We start from the raw sequence: 15,540 nt of genomic DNA on the forward strand, positions 1-15,540 counted from the left end.
CAAAGCCGGCGGCGGAGAAACCCTGATGAACGCGATAGGGAGAAACGCCTTTCGGCTTACTTCTTGATCAGGCCGAAGGAATCGGCCAGCTCGCCGTAGACCTTCACCTGATTCTTCACGTAGGCGTCCAGCTCGGGGCCCGTCTTGTTGAAGGGAAACAGGCCTTGCTGCTGGCGCAGCTTGTCGAACTCGGGCGAAGCCGTGGTCTTGTTGAAGGCGTCGACCCAGAACTGGTAATCGCTATCCGACACCTTCGGGCCGACATAGAAGCCGCGGATGATCGGCCAGACGATGTCATAGCCCTGTTCCTTGGCCGTGGGCACGGTACCCAGTTTGCCCGGCAGGCGCTGGTCGTTGAACACCGCGAGGACGCGAATAGGGGCGCCGCCTTCCAGCATGGTGAAGGCCTCCGCCGCGTCGCCCATGTAGGCCTGGATATGGCCGCCGCGCAAAGCGGTCACGGCTTCGCCGCCGCCTTCAAACGCCACGAAACGCATCTTCTTGAAATCCACGCCCGCGGCCTTGGCGGTCAGGGCGGCCTTCATCCAGTCCTGGCTGCCCACGGTGCCGCCGGCGCCCAGCACGATCTTGGTCGGATCCTGCTTGAAGGCGTCCATCAGGCTCTTCAGGTCGGTGTACGGGGAATCGTTGCGGACCACGGCCACGCCGTAGTCGGTGCCGATGGCGGCCAGCCAGCGCACGTCGTTGACGTTGTACTTGCCGAACTTGCCCTGGGCCAGGTTCAGCAGCGAACCGCCCGAGAAAGCCACGATGGTGCCCGGCTCGTTCGGGTGCTGGGCCACGATGTTGTTGTAGGCCACCGCGCCGATGCCGCCAGGCATGTAGACGATGCGCATGGCGCTCTTGAGCGCGCCGCTATGCTTCAGGCCTTCGGTGGCCAGGCGGCAGGTCAGGTCGAAACCGCCGCCGGGCTGGGCAGGCGCGATGCATTCCGGGCGACGCGGCTCGTCGGCCGCGTGGGCGACGCCCATCGACAAGGTAATCGCGCCCAGCGCCGCGACGGCGGCCAGGCGTAGTTTCAGACTAGTCTGCATTTTTTGCGTCTCCGAGATTTATAGGTCTAGGTATGGCTGGAAGCTCTGCTCAGACGGTTCTTTCCGCGATAACGGCCCCAGTGGACGCAACCGTACAAAAACAAAGCTTTCCAAAAGCTTTCAATTCCGGCTGTTTTCCTGATGCGGCGCAGCATCCTCCCGGATTTCCAGGGTAAACACCAATGCCGCCCTCAGGCCTGGCAGCGGGACCCGGTTTTCCAGCTGTAGACGCGCCCCCAGAGTCTCGGCGATGGTCCCCACGATGGCGAGTCCCAGACCGGCGCCGGGCTTGTTTTTGCCCGCTGCTCCCCGCCGGAAGCGGATGCAGGCGCGGGCAATGTCTTCCGCCGACATGCCGGGGCCGTTGTCTTCGACCACCAGCCTGGCCTGCCCGGCTTCCACCTGGACCTTCACCGTGACCTCCCCCGCGGACGAGGTGTAACGGATGGCGTTGTCCACCAGGTTGCTGACCGCTTCCCGAAGCAGCCACTCCGCCCCCAGCACAGTAACCGGCCGGATATCGGCTTCCAGGCCGATGTCGAGCTGGCGGGCGCGGGCGGTCGGAAGCAGGCCACGGATGACCCCATCAGCCAGATCGACCAGGTCCACCGGTTCCGGGGTGAATCCGCCTTCGGCCAGGGAAGCGTCCTTAGCGCGCGCCAGAGCGAGCATTTGGTTGGTGGTGCGTGTGGCCCTGTCCAAGCCCTCTTGCATCGCCAGAAGGGCTGTACGGACCTCCTGGGGGTCTGTTTCACGCAAGGCATAGGCCGTCTGGGTCCGCAAAACCGACAACGGCGTGCGCAACTGGTGCGACGCGTCGTCCAGGAACTGACTCTGGACCCTCGCCTGAGCCGCAAAACGGGCCATGTGGAGGTTTACGGCCGAGACTAGGGGTAGGACCTCACCTGGCATCTCCGAAGCGCTCACGGGGCTTAAATCGTCCGCAGAACGGCCTTCCACCTCCTGACGCAGCCTCACAAGGGGGCGCAGGGCCATGAAAACCCCCAGGATGATCACCAGGACGCTGATCAGGATCACGGCCAGGTCCCGCTCCACCGAGCGCACCAGCACCTGGTGCAGGAACGCCTGCCGGGTATCCAGGCCTTCGGCCACCTGCACGATAACCCGTCCCCCTTTATTCGCGTACAGGGGGGGATCCATCGGCCGGGCCAGGGCCGCAACCCGTACGGGCGTGCCCTGGTAATCGGCGTAGAAAAAGCGCGGCTCGCCAGAAACCAGGGGTTCGGCAGGCATGGGCAGGTCCGGATTGCCTATTTCCGCCAGCCCGTCCTCGGTGGCGACCCTGTAGAACACGCTGCCATTGGCCGTCAGCTCGAAAAATTCCAGCATCAGGTACGGCTGCTCCATGGCTAATCCACCGCTGGCTGTGGATATGTTGTGGTCGATGGCGCGCAGCGCTCCGGAAAGCGAGCGGTCGTAGGCAATGTCGACCTGGTTGCGCAACTGGTGGTTCGACAGCCAAAGCGCGCCCATCATCACGAAGACCAGCGTGGGGATCAGCCACCAGAGAAGCTGGGTCTTCAGGGTGCGATTGCGCTTTTTTGACGCGAAAAATCCCTTTTTTTCCGCACTTCTAGTTGTCAACAAGGTTCTCCAGGCAGTAGCCCATGCCTCGCATGGTCACGATTTGCACACCGGTATCCGCCAATTTTTTGCGCAAACGATGCACCACGACCTCGATGGCTTCCAGGTTGATGTCCGCATCGTCGGTCAGGATGCGGTCCAGGATCTGCTGCTTGTTGATGGGTTCACCGCTTTTCTGGATCAGTACTCGCAAAACCGAGTGCTCACGTGGGGATAACTGCAAGGGCTGTCCATTGACCGTGAATTTTTGAGCGGAAGTTTCGAAAACCAGGTTTCCCAGGGTGAGTCGCGGGTGTTCGCGTCCGCGGCTGCGCCGGATCAGTGCGATCAATCGCGCTTCCAACTCTTCCACAACAAACGGTTTTGGCAGGAAATCGTCTGCTCCCTGGTGGAGTGTCCCGATTTTTTCGGCCAGCGAATCGCGCGCGGTCAAGACCAGCACCGGCGTACGGTCGTCCCGCGCGCGGATCTTCGCCAGCAAAGCATGGCCATCCATGCCCGGAAGTCCCAGGTCCAGGATGACCGCGTCGAATTCTTCCATCGCCAGTCTTCTTTCGGCGACCAATCCGTCATCAGCCCACTCAACCACGAAACCCGCGTGTCTCGCCAGGCTTCTTGAAAGCCAGCGGGCAAGTTCGGCTTCGTCTTCTATCAGGAGGATGCGCATGGACGGAGTCCGGGGGGGAATGGCTGGGCGGAATGGGAGAGCATGTTTGGCTTTTCCTTTATTTCTCTTTATATAAAGACTAATGATTAATAAGGCCTGTGGATAACTACCTTAACCTTGAAAACCTCTTTTTTTTCATCAGCTTGCAGCCGTTTTTGCCTGTGCAAGAACTCTGTGTGGGAAAAAAGCTGAAGTTGGACAAGATTTTGGACCCTGTCCGAAACCCCTGCTTGTTCAACTTGCCTCCACAAAATGTGCACAAGGCGGCTACTTAGGAGTTATCCACAGGGCCTTTCTGCCGGACGAGCTCCAAAAGCGGCACTTTTACCCCGAAAAACGTCCGGTTGCCACCCTGTTTTTTTGCCCTTCTGGAGGCGTTTGGAGGCGCTCCAAGGCGTTCGCGGAAAGCGGGATTCGAGGGGAGACGCGTAGCCATTCTTGACTGGGAACTGAACAAAAAGTGAGCAGGTTCCGCCGTAGAATTCCGCCATGGCGACAGAAATCAGAATCAAGAAATCGGGTTGGGCAATCTGGCTGAGAAGCCGTTTGCTGGCGGACAATTTGCCGGCCACGCTGTGCGCCGCGGCGCTGATGGGCCTGTTGGGGGCGCTGGCCACCGTGGTCTTCCGGGAAATGCTGGGGTGGGCGCAGATGCTGCTCGGCGGCGTAGATGCGCCGCATGGCATGGTGTCAGTCGCCCGGGGGCTGAGCCCATGGCAACGCTTCCTGATGCCGGCCATAGGCGGCGCCGTAGCCGGCCTCATCCTGCAGATGGCGGCCAGATGGCTGCCCAAGCGCGGCGCGGCGGACTATATGGAGGCGATTTCCATCGGCCGCGGGGTCATCGGTTTCCGCCAGACGGTTGCGCGCAGCCTGTCGTCGATTTTTTCCATCGGCTCCGGCGCCTCCATCGGCCGTGAGGGACCCATGGTGCAGTTGGCGGCGATGTTGTCATCCCTGACGGGACGTTATCTGGTGCTGCCGCCGCGGCATTTGCGTTTATTGGTCGCCTGCGGCGCCACGGCGGGGATCACTTCCGCCTACAACGCGCCCATTGCCGGCGCCCTGTTCATTTCCGAGATCGTTTTTGGAGCGATCGCTTCGGCCACGTTGGTGCCGCTGGTCGTATCGTCGGTCGTGGCGAACATAGTGACGCGCCAGATCCTGCATTACGACGCGGTTTTTCATATGCCGCCCTTCACTTTCGTCTCCGGATGGGAAGTCATCAACTATCTGGGGTTGGGGGCGATCGCAGGCCTGGCGGCGCCACAATTCCTGCGTTTCCTGGACACGGCGCGTGCCGCGTTCGGTCGCGTGCCCGCGCCGCTGTGGGTACGCATGGCATTGGGCGGCCTGATCGTCGGCGCCTTGTCGGTGGTGAATCCCGAGGTATGGGGCAATGGCTACAGCGTGGTCAACAGCATGTTGCATACGCAATGGGCCTGGCAGGCGGTGGCCGCCATTCTGCTGTTGAAAACGCTGGCCACCGCGGCCAGCGTGGGGTCGGGCGCGGTGGGCGGGGTGTTCACGCCCACGCTGTTCGTGGGGGCGGCGCTGGGCGCCCTGTACGGGACCGGCCTGCAGGCCTTGTTTCCCGCGGGCGATCTGTCGGCGGTATCCAGTTATGCAGTGGTCGGCATGGGGGCTTTGCTGGCTGCCACCACCTATGCGCCATTGATGTCCATACTGATGATTTTCGAGATGACGCTCAGCTATGAAGTCATGCTGCCGCTGATGCTGGCCTGCATTACGGGTTACGTGATCGCGCATCGCATACGGCCGGAATCGGTGTACGCGAAATCTCTGGCCAGCAATCGGCGCGCACAACGCGTCGTGGCGAGGGAGCGCGAAGAGTGATCAAGTTTCAATAATACGAGCAAATATTCGTATTTTATTTTGTTGAGAAAGGCCCTTTAAATAAGGGCCTTTTTCATGAAGACGCGTTTCAAACCTATCTCTTCGGCTCGATGGGTCTCCACATACCCGTATCGCGTGTAGATAGCGATGTTCTCGGTCATTTTCTCTTGGGTGTACAGACGAATGCAGTCATACCCCGCCCGGCGCGCCGCGTCTTCGGCGAACAGCATCAGGTCGCGGCCATAGCCTTTGCCCTGCGCTTGCGGCGCCACCGCGATGTTGTCCAGCAGCAGGCAATCGTCTTCGTGAATCAGGACCAGGACACCCTGCACAGCATCCTGCGCCCGCAATACATGGACCAAGCCCTGCGCGACCCGGGCCAGATAATCATCCCGCATCGGCCCGGGTATCGCGCCAATGCGGGCGACATAGGGTCCGTAGGCTTGCGCCACGATCCGCTCGATGTCGGGCAGGTCTTCGGAGGTGGCGAGGCGTATGTCGGGGGGCATGCGAATTCCAGATAGTGCGCTGCTCGGCGTGGGCGGATTTCCCAGGAATATAGGACGTTAAGACCGTCGCAGGATTGTTTTGCCAAATAGTTATAAAATTTATAACTAATAGTTCGCGTGTATACCCCGAAGATGATGTGCGATCACCGAAGAAAATGCTGAGTGATCCCGCAAAGGAGTGTCAATGGCACCTAATACGTCTTTCCCGGTGAATGGCGCGTCCGACAACCTGTGGGATGAGTATGCAAAGTTCCACGAGGCTTGCTCAGGCGTGCTGGATCGGGTCGAGCAGCACAGGGATAGCGGCATCGCCTTGTCGGAAAGTGAGTTGTCGGAGCTGAGCACCATGGCGCTCAACCTCAACGCGTTTGGGCGGGTCTTGCATGGCAAAAGAGCGCGGGAAATGCGTCAGCTGGCCGACCGCGCCGAACGCGTGTTGGGTCACGCCGAAGCGTCGCCTCGCGCCCAGATCAAGGAAGAGAGCGAGTCCGAGGACAACTCTGCCGCAGTGACGGGCTGAGCCTGAGCGCAGGACCATGTATTGTCATGCGGGCCGCCGGCGCAGGAGTGAGCGCCCCATGGCCCCGATCATCTTGAGCGTGTACAACACGAACAAGGATCCAGTAATGTCTCCGGTCAGCATCGCGATGAAGCCGTCCGCGAGCGCGGACCTTTCTCCCTGCAGAAAGAACCAGAGATGGTGAATCGCCGTGTTCATCAGTGCATAGACTACGGCGCAAATCAGCAGGCGCCAGGCGGTGAGATTGCCCAGGTCCGGCTGCAGCCGCAACGCCGATCTGGCCCAGCGGTAAGCCAGATAGGGAGCGGCGGCGGCCATGATGCCGCCCGCCACCGAGCGCAGGACGTCGTCGGGAAAATAATAGAAAAAGCAGGCCAGCCAGGATCCCGCCAACAGGCCCAGCGCCGCTGGCAGGCCGAACAGCAGCGTGCATATCAGGCGCACGCCTGCTGGCAGATAGATCCAGTTGATGCCGCGCACAAACTCAAGGTTGGTGAAAACCCACTCATTGACTGCCAGACTGCCCAGGAACAGTGCCATCGTCACCAGAGCCCATTTGCCCTGATCTAGAATGTTCTCCATGCCTCGAATTCCGCCGCTTATCGGTCGCTGCGTCCATTATCCATGAAAGAAAAAAAGAGACCTGCCGATATCTACCTGCGCTTTCTGCGCCTGGCCGATGCGCTGCGCGGCCTGCCTTCCTTGCCGTCGCTCGATCCCATGGAAGAACGCATACTCACGCTGATAGCGCGGGCATCGCAGGAACAGCGCCGCTTGTCCGTGCGCGACGTGATGGCGGTGGACAGCATAGGCTCGCCCGCGACTTTGCATGCGCGCTTGAAATCCATGCGTGAGAAAGGCTGGGTGCTGCTTGTCGATACCGAAGATGCGCGCCGCAAGCAGGTTGAATTGAGCCAGGCCGCGCTGTCGCATTTCGACCGCTTGTCCGAATGCCTGGTGGAAGCGGCGCGCAAGCACTGAATGCCGGGCTGCGGCACTGCAACACGCGATAGCGCGGCTTATTTCCCGATGCAGAAGCTCGAGAAAATCTCGCCCAGCAGATCGTCGCTGGTGAACTTGCCCGTGATGCTGGACAGGCTGTCATGCGCCAGCCGCAGTTCTTCCGCAAACAGGTCCAGCACCCGGTCGTCCTGCTCCGCATGCGCGCCGGCAAGTTCCAGGTGCTCCGCCGCATCCTGCAGGGCGTGCAGATGCCGTTCGCGCGCCAGCCAGGGGGATTCGCCCCCGGGATTCCAGCCGGCGATACGCAGCAACTCCGCGCGCAGTTCGTCCAGACCCGCGCCGCGCTTGGCCGAGATGCCTAGTTCCTGAGGGCCGGCAGCAAAGGGTGTGGATAACAGGTCCACCTTGTTGAAAACCTTGAGCACCGGCGTGCGCGGCGGCAGGCGCGCGGTGATCTGCGCGTCGAGCTCGTCGCCGGGCTGGGTGGCATCCTGCAGATGCAGGATCACGTCGGCGCGTTCGATCTCCTGCCAGGTACGCGCGATGCCTATGCTTTCCACCGTGTCCTCGGTTTCCCTGAGGCCCGCCGTATCGACGATGTGCAGCGGCACGCCGTCGATGTGGATCTCCTGCACCACCTTGTCGCGCGTCGTGCCCGCGATCGGCGTGACGATGGCGATGTCGTCGCCGGCCAGCGCGTTGAGCAGGCTGGACTTGCCCACATTGGGTTGGCCGGCCAACACCACGTGCAGGCCTTCGCGCAGGATCACACCCTGGCGCGCCTGCGCGATCAGCTTGGAGAGATCGGCGGTCAAGGCTTCCAGGGTAGGACGGGCTTGATACTTTTCGAGGAAGTCGATCTCTTCTTCGGGGAAATCCAGGGTTGCTTCGACCAGCATGCGCAAATGGATAATGCGGTCCGACAGGTCGTTCACGCGCGCGGAAAAATCGCCCGACAGCGATGCCATGGCGCCGCGCGCCGCGGCCACCGACGAGGCCTCGATCAAATCGGCTACGGCTTCTGCCTGAGCCAGGTCCATGCGGTCGTTGAGGAAGGCGCGGCGCGTGAATTCGCCGGGTTCGGCCAGCCGGATGTCGAGGTCGCGGCCTGCGGCCAGGCAGCTTTCCAGTACGCGGCGCAGTACGGCCGGGCCGCCATGCCCTTGCAGTTCGAGCACGTCTTCGCCGGTATAGGAATGCGGCGCGCGGAAGTAGATGGCGATGCCTTCGTCCAGCAATTCGCCGGCGCCGGATTTGAACGGCAGGTAGTGCGCATGGCGCGGCGTCAGTTCGCGCTGGAACAGGCGGCGTACGAGTTCGGACAGGTCCGTGCCGGAGATGCGGACGACGCCGATACCGCCTCTTCCGGGGGCGGTTGCGATGGCGGCGATGGGGGCGTAGGCGGACATATTTCGGGCAAGGCGAGGCGAGAACAATAAGGGAATATAACTGTTGCGCCGTCCCTTGTTTGCTGGTTAATGTGGCCTGGAGGTTCAAAACCCGAAACAATCCAGGGAGATCACAATGGCATCTCGGTTTTCGCGTGTCTTGGCCTGCGGCTCAGCCGCGGTGATATTGGCCTTCGGCACATTCAGTTCGGCTATGGCCCGCGATCTGGTGATCGCCCTGAAGACCGAGCCGTCCTCGATGGATCCGCAGTATCACGCGCTCACGCCCAATACGCAGATCTCCCAGACCATTTTCGATACCCTGGTTGCCACCGACGCGCAGCTCAAACCGCAGCCCGCGCTGGCCGAGTCCTGGACCGTGGACGGCAAGGTGTGGACCTTCAAACTGCGTCCCAATGTGAAGTTCTCCGACGGCACGCCGTTCACCGCGGAAGACGTGGTCTTTACTTATGCGCGTGTGCCCAAGGTGCCCAACAGCCCTTCGCCCTTCACGCTGTATCTGGGCTCGGTCGAGAAGACCGAAGCGGTCGATGCCAGCACCGTGCGCATCACCACCAAGGACGTGGCGCCGAACCTGCTGGTGAACCTGGCGCAATTGCCCATCATGTCGAAGAAGGCGGCGTCCGGCCCGGCCGCGGAAGGCAAGACGACCACCGAACTCAATAGCGGCGACGGCCTGATCGGCACCGGTCCCTACAAGTTCGTGTCGTGGAAGCGTGGCGCTGAATTCGTGCTGGCGCGCAACGACAATTATTGGGGCAAGAAGCCCGAATGGGATCGGGTGGTCTACCGCCCCATCAGCAACGCGGCGGCGCGCGTGGCCGCGCTGCTTGCCGGCGACGTCGACATGATCGAGGATCCTCCGACCGATGACCTGCCCAAGCTGAAGGGCGACAAGAAGCTATATGTGGAAGAAACGCCGTCGGTACGCGTTGTGTACCTGGCGCTGGATCAGTTCGCCGAACCGTCGCCCGGCGTGCAAGGCACCGACAAGAACCCCATGAAGGACAAGCGCGTGCGCGAGGCGCTGTCATTGGCGATCAACCGCGATGCGCTGGTCGAGCGCGTGATGGGCGGCGTGGCGCTGCCCGCAGGCAATCTGCTGCCCTACCCCATGTTCGGTTCCAGCAAGGAACATTCCAAGGCGCCCAAGGCCGACGTGGAAAAGGCCAAGGCGCTGCTGAAGGAAGCGGGCTATCCCAATGGATTCTCCATCACGCTGGGTTCGCCGTCGGGCCGCTATGTCAACGATTCGAAGGTGGCGCAGGCAATTGCGTCGATGTGGACCCGCATCGGCGTGAAGACCAGCGTGGATGCAATGGCGCCCCCGGTGTTCTTCAAGAACCGCGACAGCTATGCGTTCTCGGCCTATCTGGCGGGCTGGTCCGTGACCAGCGGCGAGATGTCCAACGCGCTGACGTCGTTGCTGGTGACGCGCAATCCGGAAGCGGGCCTGGGCACCACCAACCGCAGCCGCTATTCCAACCCCAATATGGACGCGCTGGTGAAGGAAGCCTCGTCCACCATGGACGACGCCAAGCGCGCGGACCTGTTGTCCAAGGCCAGCAACATCGCCATGGACGACTACGCCATGCTGCCGGTGCATTTTGAACTGTCGGTATGGGCGATGAAGAGCGACATCCGCTATCAGGGCCGTCCCGACCAGGTCACGCTCGCGCAGTTTGCAACGCTGAAGAAGTAAGGCGCTAGTGCTTGCAACAATCGTAAGAAGGCTGCTGCAGACCATCGTCGTCATGCTCGTCATGTCGGCGCTGGTCTTCGCCGGCATCTACATGGTGGGCGATCCGGTGTCGATGCTGGCGAGCCCCGAGGCCACCGAGGCGCAACGCGCCGCGGTGCGCGCATCGCTGGGCCTGGACCTGCCGCTCTGGCGGCAATACCTGATCTTCATGGGCCAGGCGGTGCGCGGCGATTTCGGCAATAGCTTCCTGACGGGCGAACCGGCCATGAGGCTGATCCTGGAGCGCATGCCGGCCACCGTGGAGCTGGCCTGTGTGGCCATGCTGCTGTCGGTGCTGATCGGCGTGCCGCTGGGCATCCTGGCGGGCCTGAAGCCCAAGGCGGTCGGTTCGCGCGCCATCATGACAGGCTCGGTGCTGGGCTTTTCGCTGCCCAACTTCTGGGTCGGCCTGATGCTCATCATGGTGTTCGCGGTGATCCTGGGCTGGGTGCCGGCGGGCGGGCGCGGCCAGACCGTCAGCATCGGCTCGCTGCAGCTCAGCGTGTTGACCTTTGACGGCTGGCTGAGCTTGGCGCTGCCCGCGGCCACGATCGCAATCGCCAAGTGCGCAATGATCATCCGCGTGACGCGGGCGGCCACGCGCGAAGCCTTGCCCATGGACTACATCAAGTTCGCGCGCGCCAAGGGCTTGTCTGAAAAGCGCGTGTTGGGCGTGCATCTGCTCAAGAACATTCTGATCCCGGTGGTGACGGTGGCAGGCCTTGAATTCGGCCAGGTGATGGCGTTCGCCGTCGTCACCGAGACCGTGTTTTCTTGGCCGGGCATGGGCAAGCTGCTGATCGATTCCATCATCAATCTGGATCGTCCGGTGGTGGTCGCATACCTGCTCTTGATCGTGTTCTTCCTGGTCATGTTGAATCTGGTGGTGGACATCATCTACACGGTGCTGGACCCCCGCGTACGCTTGGATAGCCGCCGATGAACACACCCGCCACCGCCGCCGCGCCGCCGGTTCAGGCCAAGGAGCAAACACCCTGGCGCCGCTTCCTGTCGGATTTCTTCGCCAGCAAGCTGGCCACGCTGGGCCTGATCATGCTGGTCCTGATCGTGGGCGCGGCGCTGCTTGCGCCGTGGATCGCGCCGCAGAATCCCTATGACCTGGCGACGCTGGACATCATGGATTCCAAGCTCAAGCCGGGCAGCGAAAGCGGCGACGGCAGCATGCGCTATTGGCTGGGCACCGACGGCCTGGCGCGCGACTTGTTTTCGGCGATTCTGTACGGCATGCGCACCAGCCTGCTGGTGGCCAGCGTGTCGGTGCTCGCGGCATTCGGCATCGGCGCCACGGTGGGTCTGGTGGCGGCCTATTTCGGCGGCCGCATCGATGCCTTGCTGATGCGGATTGTGGATATCCAGTTGTCGTTCCCCGCCATCCTGGTTGCACTGATGCTGCTGGCGATCCTGGGCAAGGGTGTGGATAAGGTGATCATCGCGCTGATCGTGGTGCAGTGGGCGTACTTCGCGCGCGCCGCGCGCGGCGCGGCGCTGGTCGAACGCGGCAAGGAATACGTGGAGGCAGCGCGCTGCATGTCGCTGTCCTGGGGGCGCGTGCTGTTCCGCCATGTGCTGCCGAACTGTATGCCGCCCTTGATCGTGATCGCCACCATCGATCTGGCGCACGCTATCGCGCTCGAAGCCACGCTGTCATTCCTGGGCGTTGGCGTGCCGGTGACGGAGCCGTCGCTGGGCATGCTGATCTACAACGGATTCGAGTACCTGCTGTCCGGCCAGTACTGGATTTCCTTCTTCCCGGGCATTGCGCTGGCGCTGGCCATCGTCGCCATCAACCTGGTGGGCGACCATCTGCGCGATGTGCTCAACCCGCGCCACGCGAACTGAGGGCGGGTGCGATGCAGACTCCTGTGGAAAAGTCCTTGTCGGCACCCACGCCCATTCTTGAGGTGCATGGCCTGAAGACGCATTTCTTCACGCGCAACGGCGTGGTGAAGGCGGTGGATGGCGTGGACCTGACGCTGGCTGAAGGCGAGATCCTGGGGCTGGTAGGCGAATCGGGATCGGGCAAGAGCATCACCGGCTTTTCGCTGATGGGGCTGCTGGATGAGCCGGGCCGCATTGTCGACGGTACCTTGCGGTTCAACGGCGAAGACCTGCGCACCGCAACGCCCGCGCGCTGGCGTGCGATCAGGGGCCAGGAGATCGCCATGATCTTTCAGGATCCCATGATGACCCTGAATCCGGTGCTGCGCGTCGATACGCAGATGATCGAGGCGGTGCAGGCGCATGGCAAGGTATCGCGCGAGCAGGCGCGCCAGCGCGCCGTGCAGACGCTGGCCATGGTGGGCATCCCTTCGCCCGAGGAGCGGCTGCGCACCTATCCGCATCAGTTGTCCGGCGGCATGCGGCAGCGCGTGGCGATCGCGATCGCGCTGTTGAATTCGCCGCACATGATCATCGCCGACGAGCCCACCACCGCGCTCGACGTGACCATACAAGGGCAGATCCTGTTCGAAGTGCAGAAGCTGTGCCGCGAGACCGGCACGGCGCTCATCTGGATCACGCATGACCTGGCGGTGGTGGCGGGCCTGGCGGATCGCGTCGCGGTCATGTATGCGGGCCGCGTGGTGGAAACGGGCAGCACGCAGGCCGTCATCAGCCATCCCATGCATCCCTACACGCATGGCTTGATCGCTTCCATTCCCACGCCCGAATCCCGCGGCAAGCCGTTGGTTCCGATTCCGGGCATGACGCCGTCGCTGCTCAACCTGCCGCAAGGCTGTGCGTTCCGCGGGCGCTGTCCGCGCGCTACCGACGCCTGTCTGGTCGAACCGCAGCCGGTGGAAGTGCGCCCGGCGCAATGGGTGCGTTGCTGGCATGCCGGAGGACCAGACATCAAATGAGCGCAGCAGAACGCGATTCCGCGGTTCCCATCCTGTCGTTGCGCGAGGTCGAGCTGCGTTTCGTGCAGCCGGTGGACCTGGCAGGCCGCATCGCCAACCTGTTGGGCGCCGGCTTGAAGACGCAGGTCGTGCATGCGGTGGCCGGCGTCGACCTGGATGTGCGGCAAGGCGAAGTGATAGGCATCGTCGGCGAATCGGGCTGCGGCAAATCCACGCTGGGCCGCATCGTGTCCGGCATCCTGCCGCCGACCGCGGGCGAGGTCAGCTACAAGGGCAAGGCTGTGAAGGCCATGGCGGGCCCGGAGCGGCGCGCCTATGAGCTGGGCGTGCAGATGATCTTCCAGGATCCCTATGCCTCGTTGAATCCGCGCATGCGCGTGCGCGAGATCATCGGCGAGGCGCCCGTGGCGCACGGCCTGGTCCGCGCGCGCGACAAGGCTGAATATGTGGCCGGGCTGATGCGCCAGGTCGGGCTGGATCCGGCTTTTGCACAGCGTTATCCCCATCAATTCTCCGGCGGCCAGAGGCAACGCGTAGGAATTGCGCGGGCCCTGGCGCTCAAGCCTTCGGTCATCGTCTGCGACGAGGCGGTCGCGGCGCTGGACGTTTCGATCCAGGCCCAGGTGCTTAATCTGTTCGAACAGTTGCGCGCCGACCTGGACCTGACCTATCTTTTTATCAGCCACAACCTCAGCGTGGTCAGCCACATATCGGACCGCGTGGCCATCATGTACCTGGGCCGCGTGGTGGAGCTGGCGCCCACCGACACGGTCTTCCGGCGCGCCAACCATCCGTACACGCAGGCCTTGCTGAAGGAACTGCCGACGCTGCAGCCGGGGCGGCGCACTTACCAGCCCATCAAGGGTGAGCTGCCGTCGCCGCTGGATCCGCCGGCGGGCTGCGCGTTCCACCCCCGCTGCCCGCATGCCATGCCGCGCTGCAAGACGGAGCGGCCGCTGTTGCGGGAAGTTGCGCCGGGACAGTTCAGCGCCTGCCATCTGAACGATGCGTGAAACCAAATACTTGAACCCAACTATTACGCCTTATCCACAGCCATGAAAACCATAGACGAAATCGAACGCGCCCACGGCGACCTCACTGCCTTGCGCCGCGATATCCACGCCCATCCTGAACTCGCCTTCCAGGAAACGCGCACGTCGACGCTGGTGGCGGAGCGTTTGCGCGGCTGGGGCCTGGAAGTCCACACCGGGCTGGGGAAAACCGGTGTGGTGGGCATATTGCGCGGCGGCAGCGGCAAGAAGACGATAGGCCTGCGTGCCGACATGGACGCGCTGCCCATGCCGGAGCACAACCGCTTCGCGCACAAGTCCACCATCAGCGGACGCATGCATGGCTGTGGCCATGACGGGCACACGACGATGCTGCTGGGGGCGGCGCAGTACCTGTCCACCCATCGCGATTTCGACGGCACGGTGGTGTTCATATTCCAGCCGGCCGAAGAAGGCGGCAACGCCGGCGCGCGCGCCATGATGCAGGACGGCCTGTTCGAGAAATTTCCCTGCGACGCGGTATTCGGCATCCACAACATGCCCGGCATGCCGGTCAACCAGTTTGGGTTCCGCGCAGGACCGACCATGGCCTCCAGCAACCGCTGGGACATCGTCATCAAGGGCGTGGGTGGCCACGCGGCGCAGCCGCACGCATCGGTGGACCCCATCATCGTCGCGGCCGACATGGTGCACGCCCTGCAGACGGTGATCTCGCGCGGCAAGAATCCGCTGGATCAGGCCGTGCTGTCGATCACGCAGATCCACGCGGGCGACGCCTACAACGTGATTCCCGGCGAAGCCGTGCTGCGCGGCACCGTGCGCACGTATTCGGTAGAGACCCTGGACAAGATCGAGGCCGACATGCGCCGCATCGCGACCACCTTGCCGCAGGTATATGGCGGCACAGGGGAACTGGATTTCGTGCGCGCGTATCCGCCGCTGGTCAACTGGGAAAAGGAAACCGCCTTCGCCGCCCAGGTGGCCGAAGACGCCTTCGGCGCTGAAAATGTGCAGCGCGAAATGCCCCCCTTCATGGGTGCGGAGGACTTCTCCTTCTTTCTGGAAGCGGTGCCGGGGACTTACTTGTTCCTGGGCAATGGCGACGGCGACCACCGCATGGAAACCTATCACGGCATGGGTCCGTGCCAGCTGCACAATCCGAATTACGACTTCAATGACGCCCTGCTGCCGGTGGGCGCGACTTATTGGGTGAAACTGGTGCAGGCGTTTCTGCCGAAGTCCTGACCCACGCAAGTCATTGATTTAAAAGGCGCAGACTTTCAAAGGTCTGCGCCTTTTTCATGGCGTGGCCGAGTTGTGCACAG

Annotated in this window: 15 protein-coding genes; 9 read left to right on the forward strand and 6 right to left on the reverse strand. The window is 62.7% G+C overall.

The window, feature by feature from the left end:
- Nucleotides 1–56 precede the first annotated feature (56 nt).
- From AC3WOB_RS16990 to AC3WOB_RS17000, 3 genes are all read right to left on the reverse strand, one after another.
- Entirely contained in the window at nt 57–1,055 is a 999-nt protein-coding gene (locus AC3WOB_RS16990) for a Bug family tripartite tricarboxylate transporter substrate binding protein (RefSeq protein ID WP_013397057.1), read from the reverse strand.
- A 120-nt stretch (nt 1,056–1,175) separates the two neighbouring features.
- Nucleotides 1,176–2,660, reverse strand: a complete 1,485-nt coding sequence (locus AC3WOB_RS16995; protein ID WP_085947823.1) for a sensor histidine kinase — start codon at nt 2,658–2,660, stop codon at nt 1,176–1,178.
- A complete protein-coding gene (locus AC3WOB_RS17000) occupies nt 2,650–3,327 on the reverse strand; it encodes a response regulator (protein WP_013397059.1) in 678 nt (225 codons plus the stop codon). Before AC3WOB_RS17000 ends, AC3WOB_RS16995 begins: the two co-directional genes overlap by 11 nt.
- Nucleotides 3,328–3,816: 489 nt before the next feature.
- On the opposite strand from AC3WOB_RS17000, the gene AC3WOB_RS17005 reads away from it, so the two are divergent.
- On the forward strand, nt 3,817–5,184 hold the full coding sequence (locus tag AC3WOB_RS17005; protein ID WP_492275688.1) for a ClcB-like voltage-gated chloride channel protein: 1,368 nt from the start codon (nt 3,817–3,819) through the stop codon (nt 5,182–5,184).
- Nucleotides 5,185–5,240: 56 nt separating this feature from the next.
- Here the strand turns inward: AC3WOB_RS17005 and AC3WOB_RS17010 are convergent, their stop codons facing one another.
- Nucleotides 5,241–5,693 (reverse strand): GNAT family N-acetyltransferase, encoded by a 453-nt coding sequence (locus AC3WOB_RS17010; protein WP_492275689.1) that lies wholly within the window; start codon nt 5,691–5,693, stop codon nt 5,241–5,243.
- 184 nt (nt 5,694–5,877) lie between these two features.
- On the opposite strand from AC3WOB_RS17010, the gene AC3WOB_RS17015 reads away from it, so the two are divergent.
- Nucleotides 5,878–6,213: a hypothetical protein gene (locus AC3WOB_RS17015; protein WP_492275690.1), complete on the forward strand. Its 336-nt coding sequence runs from the start codon at nt 5,878–5,880 to the stop codon at nt 6,211–6,213.
- A gap of 24 nt (nt 6,214–6,237) precedes the next feature.
- On the opposite strand, the gene AC3WOB_RS17020 is transcribed toward AC3WOB_RS17015, so the two are convergent.
- The gene (locus AC3WOB_RS17020) at nt 6,238–6,795 is read right to left on the reverse strand and encodes a hypothetical protein (RefSeq protein ID WP_013397063.1); all 558 of its coding nucleotides are present in this window, start codon (nt 6,793–6,795) and stop codon (nt 6,238–6,240) included.
- A gap of 42 nt (nt 6,796–6,837) precedes the next feature.
- On the opposite strand from AC3WOB_RS17020, the gene AC3WOB_RS17025 reads away from it, so the two are divergent.
- Nucleotides 6,838–7,194: a hypothetical protein gene (locus AC3WOB_RS17025; RefSeq protein ID WP_013397064.1), complete on the forward strand. Its 357-nt coding sequence runs from the start codon at nt 6,838–6,840 to the stop codon at nt 7,192–7,194.
- A 38-nt stretch (nt 7,195–7,232) separates the two neighbouring features.
- On the opposite strand, the gene mnmE is transcribed toward AC3WOB_RS17025, so the two are convergent.
- The gene (gene mnmE, locus AC3WOB_RS17030; RefSeq protein ID WP_013397065.1) at nt 7,233–8,585 is read right to left on the reverse strand and encodes a tRNA uridine-5-carboxymethylaminomethyl(34) synthesis GTPase MnmE; all 1,353 of its coding nucleotides are present in this window, start codon (nt 8,583–8,585) and stop codon (nt 7,233–7,235) included.
- A 115-nt stretch (nt 8,586–8,700) separates the two neighbouring features.
- Here mnmE and AC3WOB_RS17035 point away from each other — a divergent pair, with 115 nt between their 5' ends.
- The 6 genes from AC3WOB_RS17035 to AC3WOB_RS17060 are packed head-to-tail and all read left to right on the forward strand — an operon-like array spanning nt 8,701 to nt 15,460.
- Nucleotides 8,701–10,287 carry an ABC transporter substrate-binding protein gene (locus AC3WOB_RS17035; RefSeq protein ID WP_013397066.1) on the forward strand — a complete coding sequence of 529 codons (1,587 nt, stop codon included), beginning with the start codon at nt 8,701–8,703 and terminating at the stop codon, nt 10,285–10,287.
- A 7-nt stretch (nt 10,288–10,294) separates the two neighbouring features.
- A complete protein-coding gene (locus tag AC3WOB_RS17040; protein WP_013397067.1) occupies nt 10,295–11,269 on the forward strand; it encodes an ABC transporter permease in 975 nt (324 codons plus the stop codon).
- Nucleotides 11,266–12,186, forward strand: a complete 921-nt coding sequence (locus AC3WOB_RS17045) for an ABC transporter permease (RefSeq protein ID WP_013397068.1) — start codon at nt 11,266–11,268, stop codon at nt 12,184–12,186. The genes AC3WOB_RS17040 and AC3WOB_RS17045 overlap by 4 nt, the downstream gene beginning before the upstream one ends.
- A gap of 11 nt (nt 12,187–12,197) precedes the next feature.
- Nucleotides 12,198–13,205, forward strand: a complete 1,008-nt coding sequence (locus tag AC3WOB_RS17050) for an ABC transporter ATP-binding protein (RefSeq protein WP_492275691.1) — start codon at nt 12,198–12,200, stop codon at nt 13,203–13,205.
- Nucleotides 13,202–14,218: an ABC transporter ATP-binding protein gene (locus tag AC3WOB_RS17055; RefSeq protein WP_492275692.1), complete on the forward strand. Its 1,017-nt coding sequence runs from the start codon at nt 13,202–13,204 to the stop codon at nt 14,216–14,218. Before AC3WOB_RS17050 ends, AC3WOB_RS17055 begins: the two co-directional genes overlap by 4 nt.
- A 42-nt stretch (nt 14,219–14,260) precedes the next feature.
- Nucleotides 14,261–15,460, forward strand: coding sequence for a M20 aminoacylase family protein (locus AC3WOB_RS17060; RefSeq protein WP_492275693.1), 1,200 nt, complete (start codon nt 14,261–14,263; stop codon nt 15,458–15,460).
- Nucleotides 15,461–15,540 lie beyond the last annotated feature (80 nt).

It is taken from the genome of Achromobacter sp. FW305-C-30-7 (assembly GCF_058783105.1).